This window comes from Corynebacterium sp. UBA4397, assembly GCF_002390965.1.
Classification (GTDB): Bacteria; Actinomycetota; Actinomycetes; order Mycobacteriales; family Mycobacteriaceae; genus Corynebacterium; species Corynebacterium flavescens.
Genome location: NZ_DGRD01000020.1, coordinates 23,287 through 36,711 on the forward strand (window position 1 = coordinate 23,287; position 13,425 = coordinate 36,711).

A 13,425-nucleotide genomic window follows, 5' to 3' on the forward strand; every position below is an offset into this window, starting at 1 on the left:
TTCCCCAAAATAGTGAAGCTTCAACAAGTTATCCACAGTTTCGGGCAATTGTCCCTTTTCCGGCGCCTCATTATCGCGCAGGCTAAGGCAATGCACAATGATAATTTTTATGCCAACCCACACGCCCTGCAAGAACTAGCGGACCTTGCCCAGCAGACCCCGCCCGCGCTGGCCGCCTCCTTAAGCCAACTCCCGCATACCGCTCGTGCCCTGGCGCGTGCTCAAGAGCACTGGCGAGAAAGACTCGCCCACACGGCTTCGCGCAATGCCGAGCAAGCAGAACGCATGCACTCGCTTCTTGGCACGTGTTTTGCTGCCGATGCCGCACTTTCCCAGGCCCTGGGAGGATCCGCATGAGGCCCTCGCAATCCTTAGCCCACGCCGCCGCCGATCACAGCTCCGTTGCCACCCGGCTCGACCTGTTCCTCAAGGCTTTAGGCCCGCAGTGGGAGAACCTCGAGATCGACGGCCCCGCCATCTCAGCCGCACGCCAGGTTGCCGCTGCGGCAGTCCAGTGGTCGCAGGGCTCGCCCGCGCAGATAGCCGCCGTGTCTGCGCTTCTTCAGGTTTATGCCAACCTTAGCGCCAGACGCGAGCAGGCCGAGGACGGCATTATCGCTTGGCTCGCCCGGCTCGATGAATCCAGCCCCCAGGCGGTAGTGGCCTCGCTGCTTTTGCAGAAGATTCGCCACCTCGGCGATGGCCTCGATTGGATGTGTGCCAGGGAGATAGACGCCCTGTGCACGCCCGAGTCTCCGCCGCCAACTTCCCGCCTCGCGGACTTCTCCAAGCTAGAGCTAGACGCGCTCCATGAAATACATCTCTCCACCGCCCCAGCCTCGGTGCGCCTGCTCGCAGAAAACAACCCCGACCTGACCATCCTCGAGGCCGATCCCGGCCGTCTCGTTGCGCTGGTCACGCCCACGGAACTATCCACCACCCCGGCCTACGTGGCTACGGTGGTGGAAGGCGTGGGCTCTGCCGAGGAGAGTAGCTGGCAGCGCAGCATCGACAGGGCCCGCTCTGTGGCGCAGGCAACGGGCGCGCCCACCGTAGCATGGATTGGCTACCGCGCCCCCGCAGACTTCACCGGCGCAGTGCATGCGGATCCGGCACGGCAGGCAGGCAAAGAGCTAGCCCGCTTTCAACGCAGCCTCCACGAGCGCTTCCCCCACAGCCACCGGATGCTCATCGGCTACTCCTACGGTTCCGTGGTCGCCGGCCATGCCGCACAGGATGCCGCCATAGCTGATGACCTGGTACTCGTCGCCAGCCCCGGCGCCGGAGTAGCAAGCGCCAGCAGCCTGCAGGCCAGAGTCTGGGCCACCACCAATTCCGCCGATCCCATAGGCATAGTGACCGGGCCCCTGGGTGGCGTGCATGGGCCCGACCCGAGCTACCCATTCTTCGGCGCTCGGCCTCTCCCTGGCGCGGGTAGGCTACCCGGAGATCACTCCTCCTATTGGGAAAGCCCTGCATTTCTGCGGGGCTTGGGCGAGGTTACGCGTATGAAAAACTAATCTGGCGCAGGGCCTAGAACAGTCCGGCGCGCTTCTCGGAGTAGGAGACCAGCATGTTCTTGGTCTCCTGGTAGTGAGCCAGCATCATGAGATGGTTCTCACGGCCGATGCCGGACTCCTTGTATCCGCCGAAGGCGCTGTGTGCGGGGTAGTCGTGATAGTGGTTGATCCACACGCGTCCGGCCTGAATCTCGCGTCCGGCGCGGTAGCAGATGTTCTGCTGGCGCGACCAGACACCAGCGCCGAGGCCGAAGTTGGTGTCATTAGCAATCTCAATAGCCTCCTCGAAGTCCCGGAACGTGGCCACTGAGAGCACCGGGCCGAAAATCTCCTCGCGGAAGATGCGCATATCATTCGTGCCCTTAAACACCGTGGGCTCGATGTAGTAGCCATTCTCCAGGCCCTCGATCTTGTTGATGTGTCCGCCGGTAAGGACCTCTGCGCCCTCACTTGGACCAATCTCCAGGTACTGCGAGATCTTATCCATCTGCTCCTGGGAAGCCTGGGCACCCATCATGGTCTCCGTATCAAGCGGGTGACCAATCTTGATCTTCTTGACCCGCTCAAGCGCGAGTTCCAGGAAGCGGTCGGCGATGTCCTCATGCACCAGCGCGCGGGAAGGACAGGTACACACCTCGCCCTGGTTGAGCGCGAACATCACAAAGCCCTCGACGCACTTTTCCAGGTAGGCATCATCCTGATCCATGATGTCGGCGAAGAAGATGGAGGGGGATTTGCCACCGAGCTCCAGGGTCACCGGGATGACCTTGTCCGCGGCGAGCTTGTTGATGATCTTGCCCACCGGGGTTGAGCCGGTGAAGGCGATCTTCGCAATGCGATCCGAGCCAGAGAGCGCGGCACCTGCCTCCTCACCAATGCCGTTGACAATGTTGAGGATGCCCGGCGGCAGGAGGTCACCGATGATGTCTGCGAGCAAGAGGATCGAGGCAGGAGTCTGCTCCGCGGGCTTGAGCACGATGGTGTTGCCGGCTGCCAGCGCGGGAGCGATCTTCCATGCGGCCATGAGCAGCGGGAAGTTCCACGGAATGATCTGCCCGACTACGCCGAGCGGCTCGTAGAAGTGATAGGCCACCGTGTCCTGGTTGATTTGGGAAAGGCGGCCTTCTTGGGCGCGAATGGCTCCCGCGAAGTAGCGGAAGTGGTCCACTGCGAGCGGAATATCGGCCGCGAGGGTCTCACGCACCGCCTTGCCATTCTCCCAGGTCTCGGCGACTGCGATTTGCTCCAGGTGCTCTTCGATGCGATCCGCAATCCGGTTGAGCAACAGGGCACGCTCGGCCGGGGTGGTCTTGCCCCAGGTCTCGAAAGCCTTTTCTGCCGCATCGATAGCCAGATTGATATCGGCCTCCTTGCTGCGGGCCACCTGGCAGAATACTTCACCCGTGACCGGGGTGATGTTATCCATGTACTCCCCGTCCACGGGAGCCATCCACTTGCCGCCGATGTAGTTATCGTAGCGGTCGCGGTAGTTGACGATGGCGCCTTCGGTACCAGGGTTAGCGTAGTGAGTCATCGATGAAGTCCTTTCAACGCTTGCATGAGTTTTATATCTTGACATGACGGATTGCACAGGCCTATACCTCAAGTGACCTTCATCACCGGCATTGCGGACAATGATATATACAACACTTAGCAATGCGCACTACTCGGGGGTAAAACCTTGGCAAAAGTTCACACCCGGAACATAAAAAGCCGCCTACCTGGAATTTCCAAGTAGGCGGCTTTCAATTACTGCCTGCTAACTTTCCCCGGTTCGCGGGCTTAGCTGGACTTAGATCGGCGCTCACGCCGCGGTGACCACATGACAACTGAGGTGGAACGCGGAACGTGCACCAGTTCCCCACCGCGAGAGTGGCGGCTCATGTGCTGAACCTGCTCCAGGAGCGCATCCCGCTCGGCGGCGAGGCGATCCCGCTCCTCGGTCAGGGCGATAATCGCCTTGATCCCGGCGAGATTAACGCCATCTTCTTGGGAGAGCGAACGGATCTTGCGGAGCATAGCGATGTCTCGGTCGGAATATCGCCGCCCCCCGCCACGCGTACGCGCGGTGGTGACAAGCCCCATTCGGTCGTAGGTCCGCAGCGTCTGCGCATGCATTCCGGAGAGCTCCGCCGCCACGGAAATAACGTAGCTGGCCTGCAGCTTTTCTTCATCCTGTTTTCTCATAGCTAGCTTCACCTCCTCCCCGAACTAGGCCTTCCCGGCCCAACCCGCACGCGGATCGAACCCGGAGTCTTTCTCGGCTTGGGCGTAGCTCCGCAGAGCACTCGTCGCCGCAGCATCCAACTTGCTCGGCACGGTCACCTGCACGCGGACCAAAAGGTCCCCGGACTTGCCACCGCGCTTGGCGATGCCGCGTCCTCGCACCCGCAGCGTCCTTCCCTCCGGAGTGCCGGCGGGAACCTTGACGCGCACGGTGGAGTCCAAGGTGGGCACCGAGATGGTGCCACCCAAGGCCAACTCTGCGAAGGAAACCGGGACGGTGATGTGCAGATCGTCGCCCTCGCGGGTGAAAATCTTGTCTGGCTTGACCCGCACCGTCACGAAGAGATCTCCGGACGGGGTGCCATTGGGGCCGGCCTCACCTTGACCGGCGAGCCGGACCTTTTGGCCGTCGATGACTCCGGCCGGGATGCGCACGGTGATATGCCGCGTGCGATGCACCGTTCCGGTGCCGTGGCAATCATCGCAGGGATCAGTAATCTTCTGACCTGTGCCGCCGCAATCCGGGCACGGCGAGGAAAAGGCGAAGCTTCCTCGGTTCTCGGAGATAAAGCCGCTGCCTTTACACCGCGGACACTGGCTAACCTTGCCCGACTTAGAGCCGGAGCCATGACAGGTGGTGCATGGTGCCTCACCGCTTAGTTGCAGCGGGATGGTGGTGCCTTTGGCAGCCTCGCGGAACTCGAGGCTTATTTCCGTTTCGACGTCGGCCCCCCGCGACGGCCGAGCTGAGTGGCCAGCACTACCGCCGCGGTTGAAAACGCTGCCGAAGATATCCCCCAGGCCACCGCCTTGAGACGCTCCTCGAGAGGATCGGGATCCGAACATGTCGGAGAGGTCCGAGAGGTCGAAGTCCGCCGTATTCGGTCCCGAAGACGTCGTCCGAAACCCGCCGGGGAATCCGGCTCCTCCTCCCCGACCGAAACCGCCGCCGTTGCGGATCATGGCCTTGAACTGGTCATATTCCTTGCGCTCAGCGTCGTCGGAAAGCACGTCATAGGCTTCTGCCACGCGCTTGAAACGCTCCGCCGCCTCCGGGTTATCGGGATTGGCATCTGGGTGATTCTCACGCGCTAGTTTGCGGTAGCTGCGCTTGATTTCATCCTTGCTTGCGGACGAAGAGACTCCCAGATCCGCGTAATAGTCTTTGTCTGCCCATTCGGGTTTAGCGCTCACTGGGCATCTCCTCCTTTCGTACTTAAGTTTTTTCTGAAACTGTTTCTAAAATTATTGTCTACTAAAAATGGTGCCGATAAAAATGACGCCGAAGGCTCACATCAACGTGCCCTCGACGCCACCTTTTGCTTAGTGCTATTTATTCGGCTGTATCGGACTGTGCCGGATCCGCGATGATGACCATCGCGTTGCGTACGAGTTTGTCTCCTACGCGATAACCGCGGCGCAATACGGTGCCGACGACCTGCTCACCGCCGGTGGACAGATCCTGTACAGCCTCGTGGATCTCAGGGTTGAAAGGATCTCCCTCCTCGCCGAAAGGCTGCAAGTTCTGCGACTGCAGAATCTTGGTCACCTTATCCGCAACGGACTTGAAAGGTCCTTCTTCCAAGTCCCCGTGTTGGCGGGCGAGCTCAATATCATCGAGGACCGGTAGGAACTCTCCCACGACCTTTGCTTTCGCGTTCTCGACAATGGCCTGACGCTCGCGCTCGGTGCGGCGGCGGTAGTTGGTGTACTCGGCGTTGAGGCGCTGTAGATCCTCAGTACGCTCTGCCAACTCCGCTTCCACATCGGGGGTCTCCGGAAGGGCTTCTTCCGTCAAACCTGCGTCCAAGGTTGGATCGACCTCAGCCTCACTGGAGGCATCAGCCTGCGCATCCTGTGCAGCCTTGGCCTCCTCCGCGGCTGCCTCAGCGCGGTCCGCCGAGGTGGCCTCCGGGTCAGTGTTGACCGGGTCGCCTGGGTTGTGCGGCATTCCGCTGGGCTGAGTCATTACTTGTTGCCATCCTCATCTGCAGAGTCATCATCGACTACCTCGGCGTCTACGACGTTGGGGTCTTCGTTGGTGGTGCCATTCGAGCCAGCATCCGCAGCACCGGCTTCAGCGGCCTGTGCCTCGTAGATTTCCTTGCCCATCTCCTGAGACTCGGTGGACAGCTTCTCTACCGCGGACTTGATTGCCTCGATGTCATCGCCCTTGAGCGCCTCATCCAAGGCGTCAGCGGCCTCGGTGACCTTGGTCTTGACATCCTCGGAGACCTTGTCGGAGTTCTCCTCCAAGAACTTACGCGTCTGATAAGAAGTGGATTCTGCGGTGTTGCGCGTCTCCTGCTCCTCACGGCGCTTCTTGTCCTCTTCAGCGTGCTGCTCCGCGTCCTTAATCATGCGGTCGATCTCTTCCTGGGACAGGCCGGAACCTTCCTGGATCTTGATGGTGTTTTCCTTGCCCGTGCCCTTATCCTTAGCGGATACGGAGACGATGCCGTTAGCGTCGATGTCGAAGGTAACCTCGATCTGCGGAACACCACGCGGTGCCGGTGCGATTCCGCCCAGCTCGAAAGAGCCGAGCAGCTTGTTGGCAGAAGCCATCTCGCGCTCGCCCTGGAAGACCTGAATCTGCACAGAAGGCTGGTTGTCTTCAGCAGTGGTGAAGGTCTCGGACTTCTTGGTCGGAATGGTGGTGTTGCGCTCGATGAGCTTGGTCATCATGCCACCCTTGGTCTCAATGCCCAGGGACAGCGGGGTGACGTCAAGCAACAGAACGTCCTTGACCTCTCCGCGCAGAACGCCAGCCTGCAGTGCAGCACCGACGGCCACAACCTCGTCCGGGTTAACGGACTTGTTCGGCTCGCGACCGGTCATTTCCTTTACAAGGTCAGAGACGGCCGGCATACGGGTGGAGCCACCCACGAGAACGACGTGGTCGACCTCGGAAAGCGAAAGCCCAGCATCCTTGATGACCTGGTTGAAAGGAGCCTTGGTGCGGTCGAGCAGATCCTGAGTGATCTTCTGGAACTCAGTGCGCGACAGGGTCTCATCCAAAAACAGCGGGTTCTTGTCGCTGTCAACGGTGATATAAGGCAGGTTAATATTCGCGGACTGCGAAGAAGAAAGCTCAATCTTCGCCTTCTCGGCGGCCTCACGCAGACGCTGGAGAGCCATGCGGTCCTTGGTCAGGTCAATGCTGTGTGCTGCCTTGAACTTGCCTACCAGCCAATCGACGACGCGCTGATCCCAGTCATCGCCACCGAGCTGGTTGTCACCAGCAGTAGCGCGAACCTCGACGACGCCGTCACCGATCTCCAGCAAGGAAACGTCGAAGGTACCGCCACCCAAGTCGAAGACCAAGATGGTCTGCTCCTGCTCGCCCTTTTCCAGACCATAAGCCAAGGCCGCAGCGGTGGGCTCATTAACAATACGCAGGACGTTAAGGCCGGCAATCTCGCCAGCTTCCTTGGTGGCCTGGCGCTGCGCATCCTCGAAGTAAGCGGGGACGGTAATAACAGCATCGGTGACGTCCTCACCGAGGTAGGACTCGGCGTCTCGCTTTAACTTCATAAGCGTACGAGCCGAGATCTCCTGCGGGGTGTACTTCTTGCCATCAATGTCTACGGTCCAGTCGGTGCCGATGTGGCGCTTGACGGAGCGGATGGTGCGGTCGACGTTGGTCACCGCCTGGTTCTTGGCGGACTGACCAACCAAGATCTCGCCATTCTTAGCAAATGCCACGACGGAAGGGGTAGTGCGTGCGCCCTCCGAGTTGGCGATAACGGTGGGCTCGCCACCTTCTAGTACGGCCACAACCGAGTTGGTGGTGCCAAGGTCGATGCCTACTGCGCGTCCCATAATATTTTCTCCTTTGAGTTACATAGTGCTTTTAGTTGTATGACAGCGACGTGATGGTCGCTGACGCGATTTACTTGACTGTTGGTGACTCAACTTCAAGCTGCTTGCTCGGCCCACTCTAACAGAACTCTCAACTGAACCTCCACAAACCTGAGCGTGAATCACTCAATCTGTACAACCAGACGGCACCCAAAGTTGTTCCCGCTACGCTCAATTTTCTCATAAGTTTTTTCAAACGCACTGCTTAACGGGGGTAAATAATTCTCCTGCACTCACCCCACTCTTCCCTGAATCGCCGCAGAGGCTTAGACTGTCGGAACTCCATGTGTGGCCAAGATCTACAAACACTCCCATCCATGAAAGGCGTCGCTCGATGAATTTGCAGTTGTGCCTTCAGCGCCGCGCGGGCGACCGTCCGCCCGTCTCCCCTTCTTAAACCCCCTCACCGCACTGCCCCATAACGTTGCCACACGGCATTAGCACCTCCCACGGCACTTGGCCGAGTAGGCTTTAAGAAGGACGGACGATTCCCATGAACAACGCATATTCTCCGCTGCTCGATTCTGTTGACGTCGAGGTGGTTCTCGCTTCCGCCATCGATTGCGCACGTACCTGGCTGAAAATTACCGCCGAAGAGAAAGACAAGGCGACCGAGCAGCTCGCAGATCTGCTCCGCGACTCCGAGGGAGTCACCTTCACCATGGAATTCGTTGACCGAGTGATGCGTCCTGAAGATAACGCTGTCGCCGCCCGCGCCCTGAAATCCATCACTGAACACCACGATCCGGCGTTCCTTGGCCGTTTCAACGGGCTCCTCATTGGGCTTGGTGGCTACTTCGGGCCAATCCTCCCGAACCTCGTCATGCCTTTGGCGCGAATGCGTATGCGCCAAATGGTGGGCCACCTCGTCCTCGACGCGGAGTCAGACGCTCTCAACAAGACTCTTGATCGCGCCGCCGAGTCCGGCGAGGAGCTAAACCTCAACCTGTTGGGCGAGGCCGTCCTCGGCGAAGATGAGGCTTATTCCCGGGCACAACGCACGCTCAACCTCATCCGTAATCCTCGCGTGACCTATGTGTCGGTCAAGGCCTCATCCATCGTCGCCCAGCTCAACCCCTGGGATATCGAAGGTTCCCTCGCGCGCCTCAAGGACAGGTTGCGCCCTCTATACGCGGAGGCCGCACAGCGCACACCGCCTGTCTTTATTAACCTCGACATGGAGGAGTACCACGACCTCGAGCTGACCCTTCGCCTGTATAAAGAGCTGCTCAGCGAGCCGGAATTCCTCAGCCTAGAAACGGGCATTGTTCTGCAGGCATACCTTCCCGATTCCTTCGCGGCCCTTGAGGAGCTGGCCGAGTTTGCTCAGGAAAGAGTCAAAGCAGGTGGAGCGAAGATCAAGGTACGCATTGTTAAAGGTGCCAACCTGTCGATGGAGCACGTGGAAAGCGAAATCCACGGCTGGACGCTGGCGCCGTACTCAGACAAGTCAGAGGTCGACGCCAACTATTATCGCCTGCTTGACTTCATCCTGCGCGAAGAATACGCCGACTGCATCCGGATCGGCGTGGCTACCCACAACCTCTACACTGCGGCGCTGGCCTCTGAGCTGGGGCGGCGGCGTGGGGTCCTGGCAATGATGGACTCGGAAATGCTCCAAGGCATGTCGCCCGCTCAGCAAGCGGCCGTAAGCCAGGCCTTCGGCGGGCGCCAAATCCTATACACGCCAGTGGTGCACATGGAAGACTTCGACGTCGCAGTCTCTTACCTGGTGCGTCGCCTTGAGGAAAACTCCGCTCCCCAGAACTTCCTGCATTCCTTGTTTGCCCCGGATGTTCCTGGCTCTGATGAGCACACCCCACTGGAGCGGCAGGAGGCAGCATTCCGCGCTGCCGTCGCCGTGCGCTGGGATACCTTCGCCGGTGCTCGTCGCCAGCAAAACCGCCTCGCGGAGTCCGGGCGTCAAGCCACTGGGTACGGGCGCTTTTGCAATGAGCCGGACACTGATCCAGCACTGGCGAATAATCGGCGCTGGGCTTACGAGAATCTCGCCGAAGAGCCTGCTCGGCCCTCCATCTCCGAAGTGAGCGACCCGGCCGAAGTCGACAGTGCTCTCGACCGGGCCCGTGAGTTGCAAGAGTCGTGGGCGCAACACACAGACCGCGCAGCAGTCCTCGAGTCCATCGCTGATGAGCTCGCTCTTCGCCGCGGCCAGTTTGTTTCCGTGGCGGCCTATGAGGCCAATAAGACGGTCTCCCAGACCGATCCGGAGGTGTCTGAAGCAATTGATTTCTGTACCTATTACGCCCAATCCGCCCGCCAGCTGGCCGAGTATTCTGCCAGCTTTCAGCCCCATCGCGTCACCGTTATCACCCCGCCCTGGAACTTCCCCGTGGCCATTCCCACGGGCGGCATCGCGGCGGCGCTGGCGGCCGGCTCCGCCGTCATAATCAAGCCAGCGCCGCAGGTGGTGCATTGCGCCTCCGTCGTGGTCGACGCCTTTCGGTCCGGTTTGGACGCCAACGGCCAGGACCCCGACCTAGTGCAGCTGCTCTTTACGGACGAGGGTGAGGCCGGCAAAGCCCTCATCTCCTCGGACAAAGTAGACGCGGTCATCCTCACCGGCGCCTCCGAGACCGGCGCGCTCTTTCGCTCTTGGCGTCCCGAGATGAAGCTCTTCGCGGAGACCTCCGGCAAGAACGCTCTCGTCATCACTCCCGCGGCCGATCCGGACTTGGCCATCGCCGATCTTTATAACTCAGCCTTCGGACACTCCGGACAGAAGTGCTCCGCGGCTTCCTTAGTGATACTCGTCGGAGCCGCCGGGCGCTCGGAGCGGCTGCGTACCCAGTTGATCGACGCCGTCCGAACCCTCAAAGTCGGCCCCGGCTACGACATCACAACCACCATGAATGGTCTGTGCGAGCCCCCGAGCGAGAAGCTGCTGCGCGGACTCACCGAGCTTGAGGCGGGCGAGTCATGGCTCCTCAAGCCGAAGAAACTCAATGCTGAGGGCACTTTGTGGTCCCCTGGTATCCGGGACAATGTCGCGCCGGGCTCGTGGTATCACCTCAACGAGTGCTTCGGACCGGTCCTCGGAATCATGTACGCCGACACGCTCGAGCAGGCCATCGAATGGCAAAACTCGACTGGGTTTGGCCTCACCGGAGGCATCCACTCTCTCGATGAGCGTGAGTTGAGCTACTGGATGGATAAGGTCGAAGTGGGAAATGCCTACGTCAATCGCGGAATCACCGGTGCCATCGTCCAACGCCAATCCTTCGGCGGTTGGAAAAAGTCCGTCATCGGTCCGGGCGCCAAGGCTGGTGGGCCAAACTATGTTGCGCAATTGGGCACGTGGGAGGACAGCTCACTGCGCCCCCTCGACGTCGCGATTCGGCCCCACGTCGCCGCTCTTTTGCGCGATCCGCAGCTGAATAAACAGCTCAGCGAGGAAGATATCACGTGGCTCTGGCGCGCCGCGGAGCTCGATGAAAAAGCCTGGCAAGAAGAGTTTGGTCGCACCCATGATCGCACCGGTCTGGTGTCGGAGGCCAATATCTTCCGCTACCGACCCCTCGTACAGCCCTTGCAGGTCCGCATCGGTGGCGATGTCCCGCTGCGCGAGGTTCTCCGGCTCAAGCTGGCGCAGGAAATAACCGGTGCCGCAGCCGAGTTCAGCGCCGTTCCCGCCGTGGCGCGGGAACTTGCGGGCTTCGGCGTTCACGCGGTCTCAGATGAGGACTTCGCCGCAGAAATCTCGGGCGCTGAGTCTTGCCGTGTACGCGCTCTGGGTGCCGTGGATCCGCAGCTCTATGAGGCTGCGGTTTCCTCCAATTCCGTCATCGAAGACCAGCCAGTGCTTGCCGACGGCCGACGGGAGCTCCTTCCCTTCCTCCTCGAGCAAGCACTATCGATCACCACACACCGCTTTGGCGTCATCCGCCCACACCCGGCTGTGGCATGATGGTGGCCTATGACTAGCGAGGACAATCCCAAACTAAAGATCGGCGACAGCGACAATCAAGGCAAGGACCACGGTGATAAGAGCAGTGCCGAGGACTCGGCGGTCGAGATCCCGCACTCCGAGGATGACGACAAGTCCCGCATCCTCGGGCGCGATGCAGTCGCGCTCGCAAAGACCTCGCTGGTCTTCATCGTCATCATCGCAGGCTTGGCTTTAGCCGGATACCTCCTGCGCTTTATCTGGGTCGGGCTGCTCCCGGTCATCCTGGCGATCTTGGTGAGCACCGTGCTCTTCCCCGTCGCCGCATGGTTGCGTTCCAAGCGCTTTCCCCGCGCGCTGGCAGCGGTGACTATTCTCTTCGGAGCCTTCACTATCATCGTCGGCATCTTCACGGCGATGGCGCCGGTGGTGACCAAGCAGGGCGGCGATCTCATTCAGCAGGCCGAAGACGGCATAGGCCAGCTCACCGACTTGATGGATAACTTGCCCTTCGGTATTCAAAAAGAGCAGGTCGAATCCGTGGCCGATGACGCGCTGAACTTCATCCAGGATCAGGCCTCGAATATCGCCACCGGAGTACTCACCGGCGTATCCACGGCGAGCTCCATCGTGGTAGCGGTGGTCATCATGCTTTTTGTCACGTTCTTCATCATCAAGGACGGCGACCGTTTCCTGCCCTGGCTGCGCAAGTACACTGGCTACTCAGCCGGCTGGCACCTCACCGAGCTGCTCACCCGCGTGTGGAATACTCTCTCCGGGTTTATTCAAGCCCAGGCCGCCGTTGCTTTTGTTGACGCCGTCTTCATCGGTCTCGGCCTCTGGGCGCTGCAGGTTCCGCTCGCCTTTGTCCTAGCGGTAGTGACATTCTTTGCCAGCTTTATCCCGATCATCGGCGCTGTGACGGCTGGTGCTCTCGCCGTAGTTATCGCCTTGGTCTCGCATGGTTTGACTACTGCGCTGCTCGCCCTGGGTCTTATCATCTTGGTCCAGCAAATCGAGGGCAACGTATTGCAGCCCATGCTCCAGTCCAAGGCCATGGGACTGCACGCGGCCGTCGTGCTGCTTTCGGTCACCGTGGGTTCGACCCTGGCCGGCATCGTCGGCGCGTTCCTAGCTGTTCCCGCCGCGGCTTCCTTCGCGGTGCTCTTCAAGTACCACCAGCAGATGGCCTCGCTGCGCGCGGGCGAGATCAATCTGGACGATATCGACATTTCTACCGGCGCCGATTCCACCGATCCAGAAAAGCAGAAGGCGCGCGCCAACGTGCGTGGGCTATTTAGTTCTCTTTCTCCGCACTCGAGCTAAGCACCCCTAGGTCCGTGGCGGCGGAAGCTATCTGGCGCGCCGCCCGCTCGAGGACGTTGGCCCATGTCCCTATGGCCTCCTCATTCGCCGAGTCCGAGACCTGCTTGAGCAAGGTGACGGGGACCCCAAAGCGCTGGCAGACTGCGGCGATGGCGTAGCCTTCCATGTCGCACAACGAGGCCCTGCCTGACAACGCCGCACGTGTGACCGAGTCGGAGATGAAAGCGTCTCCGGTGGCGAGCCCGCAAGTGGGCAAGCGCCCAGATGTCTCCAATTCAATGACATCGGGCAAGAGATAACGGTGGATATCGCTGAGTATCTCCAAGTGGAAGTCATGCTTGAGCACCTGCGAGATCTCGAAAACGCCAGTCATACCATCCGCCAAAGCTCCAGCAGTGCCGACATTGACTACCCGATCGGGCAGCCCATCCCCAAGGCGTGCGGCGGTCAAGACCTCCGTCAAGGCGATGGCGGCAGGCAGAGTGCCGATACCTGTAATAAGCACTGGTTCATCGGCGGGAATCTGCGCGGCCTCAGCATCGACGGCAGCGACAAAAAGGGTACGTCCAGATAGATTTTCCATGC

Annotated in this window: 10 protein-coding genes; 4 read left to right on the plus strand and 6 right to left on the minus strand. The window is 60.3% G+C overall.

Features of this window, described 5'->3' with window-relative positions:
* Positions 1–90 precede the first annotated feature (90 nt).
* Complete coding sequence (locus tag B2696_RS04545; RefSeq protein ID WP_150387369.1) at positions 91–357, plus strand: hypothetical protein; 267 nt, start codon at positions 91–93, stop codon at positions 355–357.
* A complete protein-coding gene (locus B2696_RS04550; RefSeq protein WP_286954202.1) occupies positions 354–1,520 on the plus strand; it encodes an alpha/beta hydrolase in 1,167 nt (388 codons plus the stop codon). The genes B2696_RS04545 and B2696_RS04550 overlap by 4 nt, the downstream gene beginning before the upstream one ends.
* Positions 1,521–1,533: 13 nt before the next feature.
* Here the strand turns inward: B2696_RS04550 and B2696_RS04555 are convergent, their stop codons facing one another.
* The 5 genes from B2696_RS04555 to dnaK form a co-directional block, all read right to left on the minus strand.
* A complete protein-coding gene (locus B2696_RS04555) occupies positions 1,534–3,054 on the minus strand; it encodes an aldehyde dehydrogenase family protein (RefSeq protein ID WP_286954204.1) in 1,521 nt (506 codons plus the stop codon).
* A gap of 248 nt (positions 3,055–3,302) precedes the next feature.
* Positions 3,303–3,707 (minus strand): heat shock protein transcriptional repressor HspR, encoded by a 405-nt coding sequence (locus tag B2696_RS04560; protein ID WP_276623293.1) that lies wholly within the window; start codon positions 3,705–3,707, stop codon positions 3,303–3,305.
* Positions 3,708–3,731: 24 nt separating this feature from the next.
* Positions 3,732–4,940 (minus strand): molecular chaperone DnaJ, encoded by a 1,209-nt coding sequence (gene dnaJ, locus B2696_RS04565; protein ID WP_075730643.1) that lies wholly within the window; start codon positions 4,938–4,940, stop codon positions 3,732–3,734.
* Positions 4,941–5,079: 139 nt separating this feature from the next.
* Positions 5,080–5,715: a nucleotide exchange factor GrpE gene (gene grpE, locus B2696_RS04570; protein ID WP_075730644.1), complete on the minus strand. Its 636-nt coding sequence runs from the start codon at positions 5,713–5,715 to the stop codon at positions 5,080–5,082.
* Positions 5,715–7,568 carry a molecular chaperone DnaK gene (gene dnaK / locus B2696_RS04575; protein ID WP_075730645.1) on the minus strand — a complete coding sequence of 618 codons (1,854 nt, stop codon included), beginning with the start codon at positions 7,566–7,568 and terminating at the stop codon, positions 5,715–5,717. Before dnaK ends, grpE begins: the two co-directional genes overlap by 1 nt.
* 532 nt (positions 7,569–8,100) lie before the next feature.
* Here dnaK and B2696_RS04580 point away from each other — a divergent pair.
* Together B2696_RS04580 and B2696_RS04585 are read left to right on the plus strand one after the other, a co-directional pair.
* Complete coding sequence (locus tag B2696_RS04580; protein WP_286954207.1) at positions 8,101–11,535, plus strand: proline dehydrogenase family protein; 3,435 nt, start codon at positions 8,101–8,103, stop codon at positions 11,533–11,535.
* 9 nt (positions 11,536–11,544) lie between these two features.
* The gene (locus B2696_RS04585) at positions 11,545–12,840 is read left to right on the plus strand and encodes an AI-2E family transporter (protein WP_075730647.1); all 1,296 of its coding nucleotides are present in this window, start codon (positions 11,545–11,547) and stop codon (positions 12,838–12,840) included.
* Here the strand turns inward: B2696_RS04585 and B2696_RS04590 are convergent.
* A complete protein-coding gene (locus B2696_RS04590) occupies positions 12,812–13,423 on the minus strand; it encodes a nucleosidase (RefSeq protein WP_276623291.1) in 612 nt (203 codons plus the stop codon). The two genes, B2696_RS04585 and B2696_RS04590, sit on opposite strands and share 29 nt — an antisense overlap.
* Positions 13,424–13,425: the final 2 nt, after the last annotated feature.

Coding starts and splice junctions, on each gene's coding strand:
- B2696_RS04545 (WP_150387369.1), top strand. CDS start 91: ATGCACAATGATAATTTTTATGCCAACCCACACGCCCTGCAAGAACTA.
- B2696_RS04550 (WP_286954202.1), top strand. CDS start 354: ATGAGGCCCTCGCAATCCTTAGCCCACGCCGCCGCCGATCACAGCTCC.
- B2696_RS04555 (WP_286954204.1), bottom strand. CDS start 3,054: ATGACTCACTACGCTAACCCTGGTACCGAAGGCGCCATCGTCAACTAC.
- B2696_RS04560 (WP_276623293.1), bottom strand. CDS start 3,707: ATGAGAAAACAGGATGAAGAAAAGCTGCAGGCCAGCTACGTTATTTCC.
- grpE (WP_075730644.1), bottom strand. CDS start 5,715: ATGACTCAGCCCAGCGGAATGCCGCACAACCCAGGCGACCCGGTCAAC.
- dnaK (WP_075730645.1), bottom strand. CDS start 7,568: ATGGGACGCGCAGTAGGCATCGACCTTGGCACCACCAACTCGGTTGTG.
- B2696_RS04580 (WP_286954207.1), top strand. CDS start 8,101: ATGAACAACGCATATTCTCCGCTGCTCGATTCTGTTGACGTCGAGGTG.
- B2696_RS04585 (WP_075730647.1), top strand. CDS start 11,545: ATGACTAGCGAGGACAATCCCAAACTAAAGATCGGCGACAGCGACAAT.
- B2696_RS04590 (WP_276623291.1), bottom strand. CDS start 13,423: ATGGAAAATCTATCTGGACGTACCCTTTTTGTCGCTGCCGTCGATGCT.